Genomic DNA, 22,523 nt, shown 5'->3' on the forward strand with positions numbered 1-22,523 from the left:
CAAACAACTTCGAAGTCAACCATCTGGTTTTGCGATCGCTGGAAAATCGATGACGTAAACGGCATACCGGCCTGACGGCCACCCCGATAGTCAAGGCGGCTTTCGAAGCCGATGTGTTTTTTAGGGATCGTCAGGCGCGACTCTCATCGTGGCGCGAAGGCTTTGTCTTCAAGAGACGNCGAATAGATTTGAGCAAGCCAAAAACAACATCGAAAACCAGCATTGCAAAAATGGGGGCGACCATAGATTTTGACTAACAACAAGCAAGAAGTGATGGAAGTGTTGACGGGACCGGAGCGCCGGCGGCGGTGGTCAGCCGAAGAGAAGCTGACGATGGTGCGAGAGAGTTTCGAGCCGGGTAAGTCGGTCTCGATGGTTGCACGCACCGTGCTGCCTTGGCCTTTTTGTTAACGGCACGCTTCGGTGATCCCGGAGGCACAATGCAGAGCTGATGACCCGCAGGACGAATTGACGATCCGGGCGAGGGATGAGTTCGAACGGCCTTGCCCTCAAAGGGCGGCGCGGCCGTATCACGGACCCGCTCAGTGTACTTCTGTCAGAACTTATGGCGGATGCCGACTGCGGCCAGTGCCTGCGTATCCGAACCGGAATTGACGCCGTATGAGCCAATTGAAGCGTTAGCAGCAATCACGCGTCCGGCGGCGTTGAGCGTCGTGCCACTGGACTTCTGATACCCCGCTAACGCATACAGGTCCGTGCGTTTTGACAGGCGTAGTCGTAACCGATATTGAACTGGTTATAGCTTGCCGAAGCAGCGCCGTCTGATTTCGTATAGTTGTAGCCGAACGCAGCGCGGGAGGCCGGCGTGAACTGGCACGCCACCAGTAATGCGACGGAATTGAATTTCTCCGTTTCTCTGAACGTCGACCGGGTAGCGACCGTATTGCATGTTGCTGTACGACAAACCCAGCGTCAGTGAGCCCAGCGTATAGCGCGCTCCAACCCGCGCGATCTGTATAGACCTTGCCGAGGCTTAGCCGCAAGCCCGCAGCGATGTATTTGCACTTGCGACCAGCGTCGTCTGGCAATCTGACCGCTCCTACGAGAGGGACGGCGTCAGTACACCGCCGATCTGCAGAGCGATCTGAAGTGCCGCAAACGCGACGATAGCGATGCTGCCGAGCAGAGCCACCGTTCGCTGCAAGTCCGCGACGCGGGGAGCATGACGTAGTGCAAGGCGCCCAACGCCGCGGTTCAGGCCGGATGCACAAAGACCGACAAGCGTGACCGTCACCGTGACGCCCAATGCCATAGCCAATGTGGCTGAGACGCCTGCCTCGGGCACGTGGGCGCCTACCGAAACGACGAGCACAAAGATCGCTCCCGCACACGGCAGCATGCCCGCGCCCAGCCCGGTCAGGCAGATCTGCAACAGCATACCGTTGGTCTTCAGGACGAAGCAGCGCTACCGTAACTGCCCGAGGTACACGACCTGCCATGCCTCGTGGAGCGTGGCTATCTGCTCCGCTCACTGGTGGTCAGCGTGCTCACGAGCGCATCAATCTGCTCAAGCGACAACCAGGGATATCGACAAAAAAAAACGGCAGTGCGAGACGCGGCTCGACCTTTTGTATCATGGCTGGCCCGTGCGGCGGACATTTCCTCGAAGTTGGCACCGGTTCGTCGGAGACGCCTCCATACCGCCTTTTTCAGCAGGCTCGTAGCCTAACAGTCATAGGCTCTCGCCATTCCGTCGCCGCTCGTATCCCCTGGAGCTACATTTCGAACAGTTTGACTAGCGGCCCGGTCAGTAGGATGAATCCTCTGGCGGGATGGTTGCGACCACGCTGCGTCTTCCGCAGACTCTCTTCCGCCTCGATCAATGGACATAGCCTGCGATTTCTGCTCGCTTACCAGCGAATGAATCGCAATTCAATGAACAGGAATTGCTACGTTGAAAATCAGCACCATGATTAAGCCCACCACAGCCACGATGGATTGAACCACTGAGATGGTTGTGGTGGCTTCGCCCATGGTCATGCCAAAGGATTCCTTGACCATCCAGAAGCCGGCGTGGTTTGCATAGTTGAAAAACAGCGAGCCGCAGCCAATGGACAAGGCCAGCAAAGGCAAGCTCAGGCTGGGATCGGCGCCGGCCAGCGGCGCGAGCAAGCCGGCTGCGCCCACGATACCCACGGTGGCTGAGCCGGTGGAGACGGAGAGCAGCATGGCGATCAACCAGCCCAGAATCAGCGGGGGAAAGGCAAACTGCTGCGTCAGATGCACGATGGCATCGCCAACCTTGGCACTGGTCAGCATTTGCTGGAAGGCGCCGCCTCCGGCGATAATCATGATGATGGAGGCGATGGGCTTGAGACTCGTGCTTAGCGCGCCGCGCAGCTTTTCGGTATCGCCTCCGCGCGCGATGACCAGAGCCGCGATGGCGAACAATACACCCAGAAACATCGCGATCAAGGGATCGCCCAAAAAGCCGGCCGCATGCAGGACCGGATTGCCCTTCGGCAGCACCATTTCAGCGACGGCGTGAACCAGCATCAAGATCGCGGGTAGCAAGGCTGCCAGCACGCCGAGCCCGACGCTGGGCCGCGGGCCACCGCTCGCCTTCTCGGTGAGGGTAAACTGATCCAGCAAGGCCTGATCGGGTTTGGTGCTCATGCGCGGCGAAATGAATGCGCCATAGAGCGGACCGCCCAGAACCATGGCCGGAATGGCGGCGAGAAAGCCATACAGCATGGTGGGGCCCACCGAGGTTTTAAGGGTGGCGATGGCTGTCAAAGGGCCCGGGTGGGGCGGCACCATGCCGTGCATCGCGGCGAGAGCCGAGATCACCGGAACGCCGACGTACACATAAGCCGAGCCTTTGAAACGAGCGTGGTTTTCCAGCTTGCGCGCCACGCTGAATATCAGAGGCAGCATGACCACCAAACCCACCTCGAAAAACATGGGAATGCCCACCACAAAGGCCACCAGCATCATGGCCCAAGGGATCATTCGATCCGAAGCATGCCTTAACATGGTTTCGGCGATTTGCTCCGTGATGCCGGCATCGGCAAGAATCTTGCCCAGCATGGCGCCCAGTGCGATCACGACCCCCACCGCGCCCAACGTTTTGCCCGCGCCGTTAATCAGGTGCTTGACGATGCTTCCGGGCTCCATGCCGGTTGCAAAGCCCACGCCAATGGAAACGACAAGCAGGGCTAGAAGCGGGTGCATCTTGAGGCGCGATACGATGAGCGCGACCAGCACCAACACGCTGACCAGCGCGGTCAACAACAGCTGTATATCTAGATGGGTCATAGACGAATTCAGGTCGATGGTGAAAGGGCTGTTTTTGGGGACAGCGGCAGTTATGTTGTTACCGCTACGAACAACGCATTTTTGATGGTGCAGATCGCTAGCGGATCTCCGCCTGATAGATGAATTCGCTGGCGGGTCCGCGCGAGCGGCGCCATTCGAGCGGCTGTCGGTCATAGCCGTACGCAAGACGCTCGATTACGACAGCCGGCGTACCCGGCTCAATGTGTAAGAGCCTTGCGTGTAGCGGGCCAACGGCCTCGACGGTCAGAGTTTCCGTGGCGGACGCCACAATCTGGTTGCACTGCGCCTCGTACACCGGATACAAGAGGTCACCGACTTCGCTCAGGTCCATTTGTGCAAACGCCGCAAAACGCACGTAGGGCAACCAGATTTCCTCAACGAGTATCGGCACGCCGTCGATCAGTCGCACGCGCGACATCTGAATCACGCGCGCGCTATTCGAAATCTGCAATATCGCAGCGACAGCCAACGGTGCGTCGACCACCTCGCGGCGCAAGATGCGGCTCTCTGGAATGCGGCGTTCGCCGTGCCGCGTCTGGAAGCGGAAAAAGCGAAATAGGGAACCGTCTAAGTTCGCTCGCCGCACGAACGTGCCTCTACCCTGAAAGCGCTCAAGCAGACCTTCCGCTACGAGCAGGTCGACGGCCTTGCGGACTGTCCCGATGGCCAGGCCGTAGCTTTTGGCGAGCGCCTGTTCCGTCGGAATTGCCTCACCAGGGCGCCAATGGCGAGCCGCGATAAGAGCGACCATCTCCTCCCGTAAGCGCTGGTAACGGGGCAATCGATTAGCGGCGTCCATCGCTGCCTCCTTTCAATTCATATATATGATTTCACATTTACGTCGTGTGCGGAACGGGGATAACCCTTGGTTACTCCCTTGATCGGCGGGGTTGTTGACGCTCGTAGCCAGCAAAGCGACCCAATTTGACGTATATATGAATTTGTCCGCGACGGATTCAAGGCCGGCGCCATGGCTGCCGAGCAGGCTGCCGTGAAGGGCATCAGCTGGCGGATGCCCCTACTGACCATGATGTTCCCGATAGCTACGTTCGCCGACGCGCTTAAGCGCGCCGGCGCGGCGGTTGCTGCTGGGTTGTCTACAACGACCGATCGCCCACGGAACATCGCGCAGCCTTACTCGCGGATGGCCAGCCGCCGCTGGGTTGCTGACCTGCTTTTGGTCTCGATAGGCCGGGCGGATGTGCCGTGCGCCACGACGACCTTGTCGACGCCAACAAGTGCGCCCGCGGGAGATGCGGAAATACATGGAAGGTCACCCCCCTCTCGGCCAGAAAGGGGCATTCGTCTCGCCCGCCATTTGGACATTCGTACGACCGCTTCGCTTCGTGAACGGCTGTTTGACCACCGACCATATGCCTCGCATCATCCGCCGGGGCCGACATTCGCGATAGCGCATTCTAAGCCGCGTCGGACGACCGTTTCCAAGACGATCGATCTCTCGTTTTCGATCCACTTGGGAAGTTCAATCGATCAACAATTCACCCACGACGTCTTCTCCTGAGTACGCACATCGCTGAGGAGGGGCGGTTCGCAACGACGAGCTTGGGGACGGTCAAGATGTGTTGACTACCCCATACGCGCAGTGAGGCTAGTCGCACAATTTCATCGTTGGCCGCCGTCAGCCACTTGTAGTAGCCCGAGATCGTCCCGGCTAAGATCCCTAGCGCCTCGAACTCCTGACTTGAATGTTTATCGTTTGCTTGACTGGCCTCGATTTCGACGTATTTGATTCGCTGCACATTCATCGTCGCGACTGCGGTTCCCGCTTGCCAGTCCGAATGAAGCATCAGGTAGAAGGCGATCTGCTTGTCCTTCTCCTGCGCGATCTCGTGCCCTTCGGAAAAGAAGCTGAGGGCGCTGATCGTGAAAATCGCTTGATTGTCGTCGCGGAGTAAGCCCGGGTGGCCGGGGTCCGCGTGGACGCGGCCAACAAAGGGAGGCATAGCTCACGAAGGATCTCGCCCGGCGTGTCTTTGTAGTAGAGGTTTTTTGTCGCTAGCCGGGAGCGCTGCCTGTATATCCTTGGGTAGCTTGGCTCAGTCGGTTTGATGCCCGGTGAACAGACGGAAGGCTTTATGTTGAAGGTGAAATGCGCTGGCGTGCGCTCTGCCCAAAGCACCGAGTTGGAGGGGCTCGGCATCGCGTAATTGCTCGAATCCACCTCAACCAACGGAAACTGCGTAGCGTAGAACCGCAACCGGGCCTCAGCACTGTGCAGCCAGGAGGATAAAAGCGCTTGCACGTGATCAGCGTCGGGTAAGTCCAACTTGCCGTTCCGACCGAAATAGTCATTGGAGTCTCCGTGTCATCAATAGTGTCGATGCACGCGGCGTCCTTGATCCTCGAACTACGGATCAATGCGAACCTGCACGACCGTCAGCCTGTTATCGGCGCTTCTTTGCATTGTCTCTTCCTGTCGCGCGCAGCCTTGGTCAGTCGGCATCCTTTAACATCGCACGGCTCACACGGGCCCGCGCACCCGTTGCGGTCCTGGCGGCTCCTTGCGGCGTGACCTGCACCGACCTTGCGATGCTGATCGTCCGGACCTCAAAACCAATCTTGGTCCTGAACGTCATTGCTTTGCCCGATCCCTGCCGCTGATGGGCGTTGCGTCCGAAGCGATCTGAGCGCGCGCGTATCCGCGCTGACATCAAATCCACGGGATTCACCATTGACGCCTGTGACCCTTGCGGCAGGCCAGGCTGACGGGGAGGTAGTGCCCGAAGTGGACGGGCGAATGCGCGAAAAGACGCCACTTGGGGGCTCTGATTGCCAGTTTGCGGCCGGGCGATTGCCGCTAAGTTTCAGCAATCGACATGCGGTTTGCGATGAACCAGGCATAGCTGCGGCGCGTTAGTAGGAAAACTAGCCGGCGCGTGTGCGTTCTGGCGGTAGCGCCATAACCCCACGACCGTCGCTCTGGCTCCGCCCGCATTTTCTACGGTGTGTGGTTTAACACTCTTTAATAGTTCTTTTCTGGCGGCTTATATATCATGCGCGAGTTCTCGCGAATCAATTACAAAATCTTTCCTCTGGAGTGCTGCTTCTGGCCGGGTACGGAGCGTGAGCTTCACATGTCGAGCCATGGTAGGCGCCTCCCCGAGGCAAGCAATCTCACGTCCGCGAGCGCACGAAGACCTACCCGTTCTCAGAAACTGCGCTGACGCATCAAGTACGTCGCGCTTGTCGCTAAAAAACGGTCTTTAACCGAATCGCATATTTGAGGGCGGTGGCGGCTAATAAGAAGCGTAGCCAACTACTGTCAAGGGGGAAACGCATGACCAGCAAATTAACGAGCTGTCAGTCTCGTGTCGGTCCACTGGATCGAATGCCGCAACCCTTGGGGGGAAGCGCGCTTCTGTGCCGCAACGAAGTGCGATCTGTCTTGCCGCGCTTGCGTGTATTGCGGCCGACCATCCCGTCATTGTCTTACGCCAATTGCGCGACGTCGAACAACGCGACGACTTGCGACTCGAGCACGCCGTCCCGGTGGACGACCACCATTGGGACCCGACCGACCCCTGCTTCAGGTGCCGCAGTAATAGTGGGTACAAACGCCCACATTGCAGTGGGCGATATGCATGGCGTCCTTTCGTCTTGTTGTGCAAAAAACCGGACGCTACCACCCACTCGGAATTCAACAAGGGCCATTTTCGAGTCTCAACTAACGGCCATAACCAACCTATGACCCTCCGAAGAAAACTTCCTACTCCTATTGGTCTGGCGATCCTGGTCCTCGCGGCTCCTGCGTACGCGCAATCTTTACCGAATGCAGGTTCGCTCCTGAACCAGCAGCAAATCGCCCCGCAACCGCGCGCACCGCAATCGACAACCCCGGAGGAAGTCATTCCGTCCGAAGCTGCACCGGGCGCAGCCGAACCGGAAGTCGGCCCGAGCGTGACGCTGAAGTCCATCACCTTCAACGGTGACAAGAGTGTGGCGGATGCAGAAGATCTGCAGTCTGTTACTGCCTCGATGGTCGGCAAGAAACTGACCCACGCGGGCTTGCAAAAAATCGCAGATACGATCACCCAATATCTGCGCGGACGAGGCTACGCACTCGCTTACGCCTACCTCGCACCCCAGGACCTGACGGCGGGCGATCTCGTCATCACGATCGTGGAAGGCCGTCTGGAATCGGGCAAGGATCGCGTAACCATCCATGGCAAAACGCGCAGCAGCAACGAACGTATCGCTGCTATCGCGAACGCGGCCCTTCCGACCGATCGCCCGCTGAAGAAGGAAGACCTCGAACGCGCACTTCTGCTCATCAACGACCGTCCGGGCGTGAGCGCCAAGGCTATCCTGCAAAAGGGTGCTCAACCGGGCACCAGTAAGCTTCTCGTTGAAACGACGCCGACCCCGATCGTCAACGGCCAACTGTCGATCGACAACTATGGCAACCGCAGCACGGGCATCGAGCGCGGCACGGCAACGTTCTTCGTGAATGATCCGCTCGGTCTGGGTGATCAAGTCACGCTCGGTCTGAGCAAGAGCCAAGGCACGGAAGTCGCCAACCTCGGCTACAGCCTGCCGCTGACGCCCACTGGCCTGACCCTGTTGCTGGGCGGCTCGTATCTGCATTATCGCGTGGTTCAGGAGGCTTACTCGGCCCTCGACCTGCGCGGTTCGGCTGTGACTGGTTCGGTCGGTTTGAATTACCCGATCATTCGTACGCGCACGCAGAACCTCAATGCGACCGTGATGTACGACTACAAGTATCTGAAGGACAGCGCGCTTGACGTGAGCCTGAGCAAACGCAAGCTTGACAACCTGACGTTCTCGCTGTCGGGCAACCGTTACGATGGTCTGCTGCAAGGTGGTGTGACGGAAGGCCGGGCCGCAGTGACGTTTGGTCACGTCGATCTGTCGGGCAACCCGGTCGATCAACTGGCGGACTCGATGACGGCGGGCACGCAAGGGACGTTCACGAAACTCACTGCGAACTTCGACCGTCTGCAAACCCTCGACCAGAACTGGAGCGTTTATGGCGGTTGGGCGGGTCAATTGTCGAACACGAACCTCGACAGTTCGGAAAAGTTCCTGCTCGGGGGGCCGACTGGCGTTCGCGGTTATCCGGTCGGTGAAGGTTCGGGCGACGAAGGCTGGATGGGGACGGTTGAACTGCGCCGCTTCGTGAATATCGGCGTTCCGTCCGTCAAGGTTCAAGCGCTTGGATTCGTGGATGTCGGCCAGATTCGTTTGCACCACACCGGTTACGCCGGTTCGCAAATCAACGAAGGCCACACGAACAAGGTGACGTTGACCTCGGCAGGTCTGGGCGTGAACGTGTGGAGCGGTCGCTGGAACGCACACGCGGCTGTTGCACGGACGATCGGCCGCAATGATGGCGCTTCGCTGGCGGGTAACAACGCCGATGGCCTGGATACCAGCTGGCGCGCGTGGCTCCAACTCGGTATGGCTTTCTGATCGATTCTAAAAGGACCTCAAATGAAGAAAGCATCACTGAATCACGTCTATCGGCTGGTATGGAATACCACGATTGGTGCATTCGTCGCCGTAGCAGAGAACACGAACGCTCGCGGCAAACGCAGCGCACGTAGCGCGGCCCTGCTCGCAGTCCTCGGTGTCGTTGCCGTGGCAGACGCAGCGTACGCAGCCCCGCCGCTTCCGACTGGCGGTCACATCGTGGCGGGCCAAGGCTCGATCACGCAAAACGGTTCGTCCATGACCATCACGCAGAATTCCGGGAAGATGGTCACGAACTGGAACGGCTTTGACATTGGTCAAGGCAATTCCGTCACGTTCGCACAACCGAACAGCGCGGCCGTTTCGCTAAACCGTGTCATCGGCGGTAACGGTGCCAGCCAGATTCTTGGCAACATGAACGCGAACGGCCAAGTATGGCTGATCAACCCCGGTGGCGTGGTCATCGGCAAGGGCGCGACCATCAACGTCGCGGGTCTCGTTGCTTCGAGCGCGAACATCAGCGACAGCGACTTCCTCGCGGGCAAAACGAAGTTCACCGGAGCAATGGGGAACATCGTCAACCAAGGCAAGATCAACAGCCAAAGTGTCGTCGCCCTGATCGGTCAGCAAGTCACGAACCAAGGCACCATCAACGCGAAGGGCGTTGCGCTTGCAGCCGGGCAGGATGTCAATCTGGACTTCGACGGCGACGGTCTGGTCAGCGTTCAAGTCACGAAGGGCGCTCTCGACGCACTGGTGAGCAACGAAGGTCAGATTTCGGCTGACGGCTCCGCAGTGGTCCTGACGGCGCGTGCTGCTGACGCGGCTATTAGCAGCGTCGTCAACAACACTGGCGTGATTGAAGCGCGTTCGCTGCAATCGAAGAACGGTCGTATCGTTCTGGACAACGACGCAGCAAACGGCAATACGACCGTGGCAGGAACGCTGAATGTCTCGTCGGCTGACGGCGTGGGCGGTAATGTGGTGATCGAAGGCAAGACCGTCGCGATCGACAATGCGGCGATCAAGGCGGATGGTGCATTGGGCGGCGGTACCATCAAGATCGGTGGTGGTCTCCGCGGTGAAGACACGACGGTCAACAATGCGACGACGGTCACGACGGGCAAGAACGTCGTTCTCTCGGCAGACGCCACCCAAAAGGGCGACGGCGGTACGATCGTGGCCTGGTCGGACGGCACAAATGCGTTCTCGGGCGAGATTTTCATCCGTGGCGGCAAGAACGGCGGTAACGGTGGTTTCGCTGAAGTCTCGGGTCTCGGTAGCCTGACTTATAGAGGCTATACCAATGGCTTGTCCGCGCACGGTTTGACTGGAACCCTGCTTCTTGACCCGACGCGCATTGATGTTTATGGCGGCTCCGATCCCAATGGCGGGACAAACGTCACGGGTGCTGCCGTTTATGAAAAGTCGCTCGAAGCCCAAGATGTGTCGGTGGTGTTGTCGGTAAACGCCAAGGGTAGCTCCACGATCACCAATGGTATTAGCGATGGCGCAGGTGCAGGCGTTATCGAGTTTCACGACCTGAATGGTAATGGTGGTGACGGCAAGATCACGATGAAGCCCAATGTCAGCTTCACGGCTCAAGCTGATGGCGGGGTTAATCCCTCGAACTCGTCCAATGGATTGGATACATCGAATAGAATTTTATTCGATAATTCGCACAACACCCTTGAAGTTTCGGGAACCGGTCACATCCTCATTGAGGCAGGTGCGCTCGGCGGTGGTGCCATCGGTAATGGGGGAAATGATCCGACTACCAATCGGGGCGTATTCAATCTGATCGCCCACGGTGGCTTGGACGCAACTGGCAAATCCACATCCACGAGCGCTTACGACAGCACCAATTGGGCGGGCGTGAATACGGCTACGCCGGGCGCAGGGACGATTACGCTTCTGGGCGCAGACGGTCTCGCCATTTCTGGCGACCTGACGACGTATTGCGGGTACGTCTACCTCCATGCTGATTCGGATCACGCAGGTGGCGGCAATCTGGTGGTCAGCAGCAAGATCAAGACCAACGGCGGCGATTTTAACTACGCTTGGGGTTTCAGCTCGGGCCAAACCGCCACGTTCACCTACGGTAGTGCCGTCGATCTGGTCTGTACCGATGGTAGCTGCTCTCGTCAAGCGGGCACGTTCCGGGCTGTTCCGGATGCAGGGGGTCCGGGTGGAACGAAACCCGCCAACACCACGATTCTCGGCGGTGATCTTAACGTAGGCGGTAACGTCAATACCTCTGGTTGGGAGATTCACGGCGGCGCTACGATCAAGACGGACAAGGACAGCACCGTCACGCTCGACTCGGGTACGAAGCTCGACCCGTCGGTTCTGGACAGGACCGGCGCGGCAACGACCACCACGGGTCTCGTCGGTCTGGAAGGTGGCACGATCGCAATCAGCCACACGGGCGTGACGGGCCTCACGACGACCGGTCTGCAACTGAAGTCGGCCGACAAGGGCACGAACATCTTCGTCAGCAACGACCAAGGTGTGGTCCTCGGTAACGGCACGGTCAACCGCGACGGTTCGGTTACCGGCAACACGACTTCGAGCACGTTCCTGAGCGCAAGCGATCTCGCTTATCTGCAACAGCAAGGCACGCCTTCGCTGGCGATCGGCAGCACTGATCATCTCGGTACGATCGAAGTCGGTCACATGGATGGTACGTCCTCGCCCTTCACCTTCAACGCATCCGGTCAAGTTGGCCTGATCGGTGGCACGGCTGTCGTGAATGGTGCGGTCACGAACAACAACGGTTCCGTGTTCATCCAGGCAGCGGATTCCGTTGACCACAACACGGCCAATGTCGGCAGCGATGCAAACGCAGACCAAACGGCAACGAGCACGGGCCGTGGCAACGTCGTGATCACGCAGAATGGCACGGTCACGGCCAAGACGAACGCGATCCTCGCAGCAGCAACGGCAGACCACAAGTCCACCGACGTGGAAGAGTCGCAAGGCGGCAACTTCGTGAACGACCGTGGCTCGGATGCGATGACAATAGGGACGGGCGGTCGTTGGCTCGTCTACTCCACGACGCCGGACAAGGATGTCGGCCGCGATCTGGACGTCGATTTCAAGGTCTATGAAGCCACGTATAAGGAGTCGGACGGCACGTACAAGAACGTCAACGGCGGATGGGTCGGCACTGACGTTGCATCGCTCGATGACCGTGGTCAACCGGACCTGAATGGTGCCATCACCGATCCGGTCGGCAATCGTGCGGACCTCGTTCAAATCCTGAACGGCGACCAGGCGGGCAAGAACGGTTACCTGTACTCGCGTTCGGCAGTCCTGACCGGTAAGCTTGTCGGCAGCGTCACGAAGACATATGACGGCACGACCGCCACGCAAACGAACACGACCGTTGTCACGGATGCCAATGGTACGCAAACGGGCAACACGGTTACGCTCGGTAACGTCGCGGTCTCGGGCCTGATCGGTATTGACGGCGACAACGTTCCGCTCGCAATCCTGAATGACGCGAACCTGGCGAACGCACAATTCAGCGACAAGAACGCAGGTACGGACAAGACCGTTACGCTGTCCGGTGTGAAGCTGGGCGTCGCGCAGAACCAAGGCAGCACGAACCCGGACGGCTCGAAGGTCGTGCAGGTCTATGGCTACCGTCTCGCGGAAGACACGCTTTCAGGTGACATCGGCACGATCACGCCGAAGGCCCTCACGAGCGTTACGACCGTGGACGGCAAGGTCTACGACGGCAACACGGCGACCACGGCTCACACGACCGTTACTGGCGTTATTGCTGACGACAACGTGAGCGCGGCTGCAAGCGGCCAGTTTGCAGACAAGAATGCGGGCGTCGGCAAGAATGTGACGGTCACTACGTCGCTGACGGGCAACGACGCGGGCAACTATGTACTGGCCTCGGGTTCGCAGGACGCAACGCTGCAGATGACCGCCGATATCAGCAAACGCGCAATCACGGGCACGGCTGCTGCGCAGGACAAGGTTTACGACGGCACGAACCGTGCGGACCTGACGAACGTGGCACTGAACACGGCTGGCATTGTTGAGCACGATGACCTGTTCATCTCGGGTAATACCGGTTCGTTCTCTGACAAGAATGCCGGTGCGGGCAAGTCTGTTGTCGGTTCCGGTCTGTCGCTGGCTGGTGCAGACGCACAGAACTACGATTTGACGACGACGGTCACGGGTGCTTCGATCACGCAGAAGACGATCACGGCAAGCGCTACGGCCCAGAACAAGGTCTACGATGCGACGACCACGGCCACGATCGGTGCAATCACGCTGAATGGCACCATTAACGGCGACAACATCGATTCGACTGCGACGGGCGCTACGTTCGAAGACAAGAACGCAGGTACGGGCAAGGCTGTCCACGCAACGGGCCTCGGTCTGACGGGTGCCGACGCCAACAACTACGTTCTCGCGAACGACGAGGTTGCGCACGCCAACATCGATTCGAAGGTCATCACGGCTACCGCGAACGCAAAGGACAAGACCTATGACGGCAACGTCACGGCTGACCTGAGCAACGTGAAGCTGCTTGGTGTCATCGGTAACGATGTTGTTGCCGCAGACGGCACGACCGGCAAATTCGACACGAAGAACGTCGGGAAGTCCAAATCCGTCAACGGCGAAGGTCTCTCGCTCGTGGGTGACGACTCGGGCAACTACGTTCTGGACACGAACCACGAAGTCGCTACGGCAAACATCACGCCGAAGTCGATCACGTTGACGGCTACCGCATCCGATAAGGTCTACGACGGCAATACGGTCGCAGACCTGACGAATGCGCACGCCAACGACGTCGTGGCAGGCGATGATCTGCGTGTGGACGGGACGGTCGGTACTTTCGCAGACAAGAACGCAGGCAAGGGCAAGTCGGTCAACGGCAGTGGCTTGACGCTCGCAGGCGAAGACGCGCAGAACTACGTCTTCGATAACAAGGCGGAAGTCGGTAAGGCTGCGATCACGCCGAAGTCGATCGAAGCGTCTGCGAAGGCCGATAACAAGGTCTACGACGGCAACACTATCGCTCAGCTGTCCGACGTGAAGCTCTCCGGTCTGGTGGACGGTGACGACATCCGTGCAGAAGGCTCGAACGGCGACTTCGACAACCGCAACGCAGGCAAGAACAAGTCGGTGAACGGCTCCGGTCTGGTCCTGACCGGCAACGACGCAAATAACTATTCGCTGGACACGTCGAAGGAAGTTGCGAAGGCTGACATCGGCCAGAAGGTCATCACCGCGACCGGTTCTGCGGAGGACAAGTCGTATGATGGCAGGACGGTTGCAGCAGTGGGCGATCTGGCGCTACATGGAGTGCTTACGGGCGATCAGGTCTCGATCGTCGGCAATACCGGCAGGTTCGACAACAGCAACGTCGGCACGAACAAGCCGGTGAACGGCGAAGGTCTGTCGTTGGCTGGCGCGGATGCGGGCAACTACATCCTCGACACGTCGGCTGTCGTCGCGCAAGCAGACGTTCGCCCGGCCTACAATCCGTCCGTGCTCGTTGCTGACGCCACGGGTGTGAACGGTACGGCGCAGGCCACGAAGAACGCAGGCAAGGTCGTCAGCGACCAGGCAATCGCGAAGACGGAAGTTCCGGCGCTCATCGTTGGGCTGCCGGTGACCCCGGCTCAACGTGGCGATGCAGTCGATATCGCTGACGGTGCGCTCTCGACTTCGGTCCTGCGTATGGACGGCAAGGCGAGCCTGGGGCTGAATGACGAACGTGAAGAACGCGCACAACGTAATACGCTCGTTGTGTTCCGCTCGGATCGTCCTGAAGCACTGGACAACCGTGGCACGTTCCACGTGGTCGATCGCGGCAACGCCATTGAACTGGAAGGTACGCCGAGCCTGAGCGACAAGACGCCGGACCTGAAGGGCAAGGGCAGCGACTGGAAGAATGGCACGGTTGTTCGTGCAGACGGCGCGGTGACGGAATACCGCGTTCGGATGCTCAACGACGGTACGCTTGTCGTCATCGTCCCGAACGGCGTCAACGACAGCGACGAAATCGCTGCGAGCTACGGTCTGGCCGTCGCGAAGAAGCAACTCGGTATCGGCGTCAAGGCAGTGAAAGCCGTCGTTATCGAAGCACGCAACGGTAACGGCGCGAGCAACGCCTGACGCTGTAACCGCTGAAACTTAGCGGTCCCCGAAGCCCGGCGAGAAATCGCCGGGCTTTTTCGTTTGATTTTTTCTCAAATGATGAACGGGAAATTTGTTGGCGTTCCGGGGCCGACAGAAGCGCAGCGGAGATCGCTGGTCAGCCGCACACGACGCCCGAACAGTTCATCGAAGAGCATCGCCTTCTCTTGACGTAAATGTCACCGCCGGCAGACGACCCGGAGCGCTGCTGCGTCGTAACCAGTTGACCGAGCGTATCGGTGAGAGGATTTCGGCATTCGCGGCAGGGGTCCTCCCGGACCGAGCGATCGGGCACCAAGGTGTGCGGCGAACCACTGGACGCGTCGCGCAAACATGGCGAAAGTGGTGCGCATAGACGCCCGTTAGGCATCAGAAAGCGGCCATTGCGGCCTTGCTGGCCCGATGGCGGCTACGGGTCGCATGTTGTCGATTGAGATCGAGAGAGGTCGAGCCGACGATGCGGATTGCATGAGGCAGTGCGCGGCCAACTCCGGCCGTTCGAACGAACTTCCATGACTGTCCGCTTACGGAAGGACTTGAGCCGTTAGTGTCTGGCGGTGTGCGAAACTTCTGGCGGCACAGCACACATTTTTTGTGCGGCGTCGACGGCAAACAAAGTCCTACGGCGAGTCAATCGGTCTACAGTCACGCTGTCACTACGATCGGTTCACAGGGCGCTAACGCGACGTTCAATGGTGACCTCAACGATGGGCTGCAACTGCAGCGTCACCTAGCGGACTGGCGTGCCCATCACCTTCATTACCGCGACCGACGATGAGACTGTTCGTGGGAAGGCTCTAGCGCGAGGTGCGGCGGGATACCTGAAAAAGCCGTTAAATAGCGCCCTATTAATGAGGGCTGTACAAATGGCACTGGGACTACCGGATCCCCGTAAAGCGCCACATCCCTTGGTCGCCTCAGTACCCATAACGGGGCTGCGTCCACTTCAGGGTTCTCTCCCGCTCGAAATCCGTGGCAACTGGCGCGTAAGATGGGTGCATTAGCCACTCCCATCACACCGATTTGCCGAGGAGACGCATAGATGCGACTTGCTGACTTCATCTCGCGGGACATGGAACGGATTCTGGCGCAGTGGGAAGCATTCGCAGCTACGCTCCTGCCAGCGGCGGAAAATATGGGGCCGCTGGCCTTACGCAACCACGCGCAACAGATTCTGCAAGCCGTGGCGAAGGATCTGCAGACTTCGCAAACCAGGGAAGTGCAACGCGAAAAATCAATGGGGCAAGCCCCAGAGCTGATGGAGGCGACCGAAACTGCTGCCGAGACTCACGCTGTCCTAAGGGCACAGGCCGGCTTTAACATTAATCAGCTCGCCGCTGAATACCGTGCACTGCGAGCGAGCGTGCTTCGCCTTTGGATGGACGATTGCGCGCCCGAGGCGCCTGATCTGAACGACATGGTGCGCTTCAACGAAGCGATCGACCAGGCACTTGCCGAATCTGTCTCCTTTTTCAGTGGACACGTTGAACAAAGCCGAAACCTCTTCTTCGGCATGCTGGGCCACGATATGCGCAGCCCGCTTCAGGCGATACAGGTGACTGCGTCCTACCTGGCGGCGCTGAAGGCCGGTGAGAAGGTGTCGGACGCTGCGACCCGTCTCATACGCAGCGGAGCCCGAATGCAAGCGCTGCTTGATGACCTGAGCGATTTCAGCCGAACCAGACTGGGTCTCGGCATCAACGTGACGCGCACCAATATCAATCTGGCGGACATCGTGACGGACGAGCTGGACGAGTTGCGCGCAGTTCATTCAGACCGGCAGATTGACTTACATGTGAGTGGTGATTCGCAGGGAGTCTGGGACGCAAAGCGTCTGCAACAACTGCTCCAGAACCTTGTACTCAACGCCATCAAGTACGGCGGACAGGACGCGCCAGTACGCGTGGAGGTGACCGGCTACTCAACCCATGTCTGCATCGACGTTAGAAACCGCGGACCTGCCATTGAACCTGCAACGCTTGGCTGCATGTTCAATCCCTTAGCGCGGGGGCCGGACCATCAAAGCAAATCCGACAAGGGAGAAAGCCTCGGACTAGGCCTGTATATCGCCAGCGAAATCGCCAAGGCCCATCACGGTTCGATCGAAGCGCGATCCAACGAAAGCGAAACTTCCTTTTCCGTGTCGCTCCCGCGCGAATGAGACCATAACAGGGCGTTGATGGCTCATTGCAGAGGAAGCTCGAACCGCGCCATACGGGTGTCGCGGTCACCTGTTGCCATGAAAGCGGTCATGCATCTAATGAGGTCTGAAAGTCCGCTTCGGGTCGGACTGGACCGGCCGCGATTCGTCACGGTTCGGCCAGACGGGGCCGTTCCGCGGAGGCGGTTCGACGGAGAAGGTCAGATCGTCGACAACGAACGGGCCGGTCCATTTTCGCCATAGATGTATTCCGAGGAGAACATGCAAGCTGATTACGCATTCCCGATACACACTGCGTTGCATGGCTATCTAAGCGCGATTGGCCTTCCTTGGAATTGAACTGGAGTTCATCAGGTTACTCGATGGCGATGTCGGCACCAAGTATGGATGGATCGGCCGCTCAGGCGACTGTTCTGCGCTGATTTCTTTCAGTTCGGAGCTCTACGTAGTTCCGGTGGAAGATGTCGTTCAACTTGAAGTTGTGCGAGTATGCCCCGCAAAGGGACCTGGTGGCTCGTGGCTGCAGGTGCGGTGCCGAAGTAAAACATTGCAGAATGAGCTCAAAACTCTCACGATCTGCGAGGCGGAAGGGCCTGACGATCTGAGTGAACTTGCTGCGACGATAGCAAGCGCCATCGGGAAGCCATTCGCGTTGCTGCCTTACGCCTCCGACTGCTAAACGTGCATAATCGACGAGCGACATGGTGGAGAGCATCACGCCGAAGGACGAATCGAGCGTGCTCATCACGGTCACGTCGAATGGACACACGGGGATTTACATCGAGACCATCGACGACTTCCGCTCGCTGGCAGGCGCCTGATAGCAAGCGCCATTCGATGCACGCGCTAACACGGCGGGCCAGCAGGCGGGCGCGTAGCAGCGCCCGCCGCGACTTTACTGCTTGATGCCTTCGGCCTGAATGTGCAGCGTGGTCTGCATCTTGAAGCCGTAGGTCTTGCCGAAGTCGACGCCAAAATCGTCGCGATTGAACGTCGCCGTGGATTCCGTGCCGCACACTTCGCGCTTGAGCATCGGATTCACGAAACACTTGAACGACTCGATCTTCAGGTTGACCGGCTTCGTCACGCCATGCATGGTCAGCGTGCCGATCACCTCCACCGGCTTGTCGCCGTCGAAACGGATTTGCGTGCCCTTGTAGGTAGCGGTCGGATACTTGGCGACATCAAAGAACTTCTCGCCGACCAGTTCCGAATCGAGCTTGTCATTGCCGATATCCACCGAGCTCATGTCGATCGTCACGTCGACCGTGCCGGTTTTTGCCGCGCGGTCGAGCACCACGCTGCCGCTGCTTTTCCTGAACTTGCCGCGCCAGATCGACAGGCCGCCGAAGTGGTCTGTTTCGAAGCTCGGGTACGTGTGCGTCGGATCGAGCTGGTAGGTGTCGGCGGCCATTGCGTTAAACGACAATGCAGCGGCGAGAGCGCCGACGGCGAGCAGGAATTGTTTCTTCAAGATGTTCTCCAGGTTTCGAAAAGTGCTGTGACGGTTAAGTGTTTTTGCTTTGATATTTCCAATTACTTTTTGGAAGCGACGAGGTGAAATTTGATGACGACTTCGTCCGCGACCACCGACGTGTCTTTCCATTCGCCGGTACCGACATCGAACTGTGAGCGTTTGATCGGCAGGGAACCGTCGAACGTCTGCGTCGAACCCTGGCTTGCAATCGTGACGGGCACCACCACCGTTTGCGATTTACCCTTGATGGTCAGCTTGCCGGTGATCTTGTACTGATTGCCGCCCGCTGGCGCAATCGCGCTGGAAACAAAGGTCGCGGCCGGATACGCGGCGCTGTCGAACCATTCCTTGCCTCGCGCCTGCTTGTTGTAGTCGTCCGCGCCGAGGTCGTAGCTGCCGGTGTCGATCGACACGTTGGCGCTTCCTGCCGCCGGCCTCGCCGGATCGAACGACAGTTGCGCGGAAAACTTTCTGAACTTGCCGTCGACGGGCACGTTCATCTGCTTCGTCGTCGCAATCACGGTGCTTCTGGTCGTGTCCACATCGGCGTGCGCGAGGCCCGCGCCGAACAGCGAAAGGGCGGCGACGCCGGCGAGAATGGAGCGATGGAATGTACTTTTCATGGTGATACGCATCCTATCGAACCCGTGTGCACGGATTGGGCACAGCGGGGAATTTGACTGCCAACAGGCCGTAGTGAATCGGCGCGAATAGCTGTTTGTTATTTAAGGGAGGGCATCATTCCCGCGAGCGGTTCGTCGCGCGCGGAATGTCCGTCATGATCCAACCGGGATAAAAGCCGCCGACGACCAGCGGGGCAACCAGCCAATCCAGGGCGATTGCAGCGCTGTGGTAACGGCCGGCATCGATCGGAGGCCATGTGGTTCATAGTCGCTGGTCGTGCGTTGTCGTCGTGACTGCGAATAGTAGGCATGTCAATCGACCCTGAATAGACGGGCGCAAGAGAACAGATCGTTTTACGGGTGACCTTAATGCCGCCCAGGCTCGCCCTTTGCAACGGTCAGGAGAACCGGGGCGTGGCCCTGTTGGGTTATCCTGCGCACCGGGCCTCGCCCACATGCAACCATCCATTCAGGGCTTTCGTTGTGACTTCGATTTTCCTTTCATGGGGTATCGCCGCGTTCGCGACGGCCGGCGTCATCGCCCGTCCTTTCAAATGGCCCGAGGCCGTGTGGGCCGTGGCCGGCGCGCTTCTCCTAGTCTCGTTCGGGCTGCTGCCCGTGCCTCTCGCGATGGAAGCCGTCGGCAAGGGAACGGACGTCTATCTGTTCCTGTTCGGCATGATGCTGCTTTCCGAAGTGGGGCGCCGCGAAGGGCTGTTCGACTGGGTCGCGGTGCTTGCGGTCAACCATGCGCAAGGTTCGCCGCGCAAGCTGTTCATGCTGGTCTACCTGGTCGGCGTGGTCATCACTGCGTTCCTTTCGAACGACGCCACCGCGGTCGTCCTTACGCCGGCTGTGTTTGCCGCCGCGAAGAAGGCGAAGACCGATCCATTGCCGCTGCTGTTCGTTTGCGCGTTCATTGCAAACGCAGCCAGCTTCGTGCTGCCGATCTCCAATCCGGCCAACATCGTGCTCTACGGCAATCACACGCCCGCGCTCGCACCGTGGCTGATGCGCTTCGCGCTGCCGTCGCTGCTGTCGATCGCCGCCACGTATGCGCTGCTGCGCTGGACGCAGCGCGAGGCGCTTGCGGGCGTCTGCGAGGCGAACCTCGAACCGCTTCGGCTGTCTTCGAGCGGACGGGTGGCGCTTGCGGGCATTGGGGTAACGGCCGTCGTGCTGCTCGCAGTGTCCGCGTTCGACATTCAGTTGGGTCTGCCCACCGCGATACTCGGCGCGGCAACCGCGCTCGTCGTGCTGATCCAGGAGCGCAAATCACCACTGCCGATGATCCGCGAAATATCGTGGAGCGTCCTGCCGCTCGTCGCCGCGCTGTTCGTGCTCGTCGAAATGCTCGACCACACCGGCGTGATCCGCATGCTGGCCGCGTTGATGCAGGCGGCTGCGGCGCACAATGAAGTCAGCACCGCGGGGTGGGCCGGCGCAGCCATCGCAATCGCCAGCAATCTGATGAACAATTTGCCGGCCGGCCTGATCGCGAGTTCGACCGTGATGCAGGCGCATAGCCCGGAGCGCGTGATCGACGCGCTGCTGATCGGCGTCGACCTCGGGCCCAACATGTCGATCACCGGTTCGCTCGCGACCATTCTCTGGCTCAATGCAATCCGCCGCGAAGGCGAGGACGTGAGCTTCATGAAGTTTCTGAAGGTGGGCATCGTGGTGATGCTGCCCGCGCTGATGCTGGCACTCGGCGCGCGCATCCTGATCGGCTGACGCGCACGCTCGTCACGAGGGCCGCCGCGCGCGCGACGCTGAGCGGCCCCGGGTGCTTTGCCCGCTCAGCGATGCCCGTTGATTTCCGGCGCAATGGCGGCGTGATTGAGCAGCGCCACCAGCGACATCCCGCCGACTGTATTGCCCACGAGCGTCGGCACCAGAAAGCGCAAGAAGTAGTCGTGCAGGCTCGCGTCGCCGCTAAAGAACGCGTAAGCCACCTCTGTCGATCCCGCGATGATGTGCGACAGGTGGCTGACGGCGACCACATAGGTAATCAGCAGCACGGTCAACAGGCGCCCCGAGCGGGCGCTCGGCAGCAGCCACACCATCAATGCGATCAGCCAGCCCGCGAAGACTGCTTTCACCATCGTCGGCAGCATGTGCTCCGAGCCGACCGCCGCGCGTGACACCTCACTGAATGCATTTACCACCGAGGGGGCGAACACATCGGGGATGCGCAGCATCGCCGCGAAGATCCATGTGCTGATGAGGTTGAAGACGAGCACGACAGCCCATAGGCGCATGGCCTTGAGTAGCGTGAGCGGATCGCGCCGCGTCAACACGGGCAGCACCACGGTCAACGTGCTCTCGGTAAAAAGCTGCTGCCGCCCCATGATGACCAGCACGAAACCCATCGAATAGCCGAAGCTCGATATCAGATGTCGCCACGACGTGTCCGGCAAGCCGGCTTCAAGCACGGCTTGCGTGAGAAACGAAAAGCCCATCGACAGCCCCGCGGCGAGCGACGACCAGATCAGCGCGCCAATGGTCCGCTCGAGCGCGGCTTCGCCCTCTTCACGGACGATCTCATGCAGCACGAGCGCATGCGGCGCGGTGTGGTGCGCCGCCTGATCCTGCTCGCCTTCGTTCAGATGCGGCGAGTCGGCGCCGGCGTCTTCGGCGCGGGGCGCGCCGTTGCGGGCGGTCGCAGCGGGTGCTTCCTGTTGCGGGTCATTCGTCGCTCCGGTCATGAACGGCCGTCCTTCGAGCGCGGGTCAGGCGCTTCGCAGACGGCTTCTTCCGATTCCCGCAGTGCGCAAAGCATGGCTTCGAGACGCGCTAGCCGGGCTCGTTGCGCAGGCATCGGCGACGCGCGAGACAAGAGGCGCAGGCGGTTTTCCCAATACGACAGCGGGATGCTGCCGTTAGCCGAGACCCGCCCCAGCACAAATTCGAGATGGGCGATCTCCCTGTCCAGATTCTGGTAGCTCATCTGACGTATCCAGCAAAGAGGTGAACGACAAAACGGCTCCGGCACTACATCCGTGGGTGAGCAAGTAGTGTTCCCCAATTCCTGGGACAACGGGAATTCACCAGGCGTTCTTGCCGTCAGCATGTCGTATGCTCAAACAGCAGTCAGTGTTCCTATCGGTCTGTGCGATCCCGCGGTGGCGCGAGGTCAGAATTACGCAAATCGCCGCCGAATGGCAGCAACCAATGATTTCATTCGATGTCGCGCTGCGCCCTCACGCGGCGATATACGGCGGCACAGGAACACGCGGGAATACGCTGGAACACGCGGCGATAGACGGCAACAGACGGCCGCGCCCGGCGCATCCACTGCGGCCGGCGATTCATGACATTGAACGACATAACTCTGCAATTG

At 59.5% G+C, this 22,523-nt stretch carries 12 protein-coding genes and 3 pseudogenes; 5 read left to right on the forward strand and 10 right to left on the reverse strand.

From position 1 onward, the window contains the following. Nucleotides 1-273: 273 nt before the first annotated feature. A pseudogene (locus F759_RS41370) lies at nucleotides 274-384 on the forward strand (transposase); the annotation flags it as partial. Between the two features lie 172 nt (nucleotides 385-556). On the opposite strand, the pseudogene F759_RS44385 reads toward F759_RS41370, so the two are convergent. The 6 genes and pseudogenes from F759_RS44385 to F759_RS41375 form a co-directional block, all read right to left on the reverse strand. After that, nucleotides 557-994 (reverse strand): annotated as a pseudogene (locus tag F759_RS44385) (porin); the annotation flags it as partial. Between the two features lie 66 nt (nucleotides 995-1,060). Beyond that, nucleotides 1,061-1,399, reverse strand: a complete 339-nt coding sequence (locus F759_RS0127730) for a hypothetical protein (protein ID WP_027802732.1) — start codon at nucleotides 1,397-1,399, stop codon at nucleotides 1,061-1,063. Between the two features lie 494 nt (nucleotides 1,400-1,893). After that, entirely contained in the window at nucleotides 1,894-3,279 is a 1,386-nt protein-coding gene (locus F759_RS0127735) for a GntP family permease (RefSeq protein WP_027802733.1), read from the reverse strand. A 97-nt stretch (nucleotides 3,280-3,376) separates the two neighbouring features. Then, nucleotides 3,377-4,099, reverse strand: a complete 723-nt coding sequence (locus F759_RS0127740; RefSeq protein WP_027802734.1) for a GntR family transcriptional regulator — start codon at nucleotides 4,097-4,099, stop codon at nucleotides 3,377-3,379. A gap of 700 nt (nucleotides 4,100-4,799) precedes the next feature. Further along, complete coding sequence (locus F759_RS43435; protein ID WP_027802735.1) at nucleotides 4,800-5,264, reverse strand: hypothetical protein; 465 nt, start codon at nucleotides 5,262-5,264, stop codon at nucleotides 4,800-4,802. Beyond that, nucleotides 5,264-5,613 (reverse strand): annotated as a pseudogene (locus F759_RS41375) (DUF72 domain-containing protein); the annotation flags it as partial. The pseudogene F759_RS41375 and the gene F759_RS43435, both read right to left, overlap by 1 nt. 1,305 nt (nucleotides 5,614-6,918) lie before the next feature. On the opposite strand from F759_RS41375, the gene F759_RS0127760 reads away from it, so the two are divergent. The 3 genes from F759_RS0127760 to F759_RS0127770 all read left to right on the forward strand — a co-directional run bounded on the left by F759_RS0127760 (nucleotide 6,919) and on the right by F759_RS0127770 (nucleotide 17,080). Next, nucleotides 6,919-8,751 (forward strand): ShlB/FhaC/HecB family hemolysin secretion/activation protein, encoded by a 1,833-nt coding sequence (locus tag F759_RS0127760; RefSeq protein ID WP_244438927.1) that lies wholly within the window; start codon nucleotides 6,919-6,921, stop codon nucleotides 8,749-8,751. A 21-nt stretch (nucleotides 8,752-8,772) separates the two neighbouring features. Then, the gene (locus F759_RS0127765; RefSeq protein ID WP_027802738.1) at nucleotides 8,773-14,898 is read left to right on the forward strand and encodes a YDG domain-containing protein; all 6,126 of its coding nucleotides are present in this window, start codon (nucleotides 8,773-8,775) and stop codon (nucleotides 14,896-14,898) included. Between the two features lie 1,063 nt (nucleotides 14,899-15,961). Continuing rightward, entirely contained in the window at nucleotides 15,962-17,080 is a 1,119-nt protein-coding gene (locus F759_RS0127770; RefSeq protein ID WP_027802739.1) for a sensor histidine kinase, read from the forward strand. An 895-nt stretch (nucleotides 17,081-17,975) separates the two neighbouring features. Here F759_RS0127770 and F759_RS0127785 read toward each other — a convergent pair. Continuing rightward, nucleotides 17,976-18,554: a YceI family protein gene (locus tag F759_RS0127785; RefSeq protein WP_027802741.1), complete on the reverse strand. Its 579-nt coding sequence runs from the start codon at nucleotides 18,552-18,554 to the stop codon at nucleotides 17,976-17,978. A gap of 62 nt (nucleotides 18,555-18,616) precedes the next feature. Next, entirely contained in the window at nucleotides 18,617-19,180 is a 564-nt protein-coding gene (locus F759_RS0127790; protein ID WP_027802742.1) for a YceI family protein, read from the reverse strand. A 483-nt stretch (nucleotides 19,181-19,663) separates the two neighbouring features. Here F759_RS0127790 and F759_RS0127795 point away from each other — a divergent pair, with 483 nt between their 5' ends. Further along, the gene (locus F759_RS0127795; protein WP_027802743.1) at nucleotides 19,664-20,914 is read left to right on the forward strand and encodes an arsenic transporter; all 1,251 of its coding nucleotides are present in this window, start codon (nucleotides 19,664-19,666) and stop codon (nucleotides 20,912-20,914) included. Between the two features lie 65 nt (nucleotides 20,915-20,979). Here the strand turns inward: F759_RS0127795 and F759_RS0127800 are convergent, their stop codons facing one another. Both F759_RS0127800 and F759_RS0127805 read right to left on the reverse strand, forming a co-directional pair. Continuing rightward, nucleotides 20,980-21,888: a formate/nitrite transporter family protein gene (locus F759_RS0127800; protein ID WP_027802744.1), complete on the reverse strand. Its 909-nt coding sequence runs from the start codon at nucleotides 21,886-21,888 to the stop codon at nucleotides 20,980-20,982. Beyond that, nucleotides 21,885-22,130, reverse strand: coding sequence for a hypothetical protein (locus F759_RS0127805; RefSeq protein WP_027802745.1), 246 nt, complete (start codon nucleotides 22,128-22,130; stop codon nucleotides 21,885-21,887). Before F759_RS0127805 ends, F759_RS0127800 begins: the two co-directional genes overlap by 4 nt. Nucleotides 22,131-22,523 lie beyond the last annotated feature (393 nt).

The sequence above is a fragment of the Paraburkholderia dilworthii genome (assembly GCF_000472525.1).
GTDB classification, from domain to species: Bacteria; Pseudomonadota; Gammaproteobacteria; order Burkholderiales; family Burkholderiaceae; genus Paraburkholderia; species Paraburkholderia dilworthii.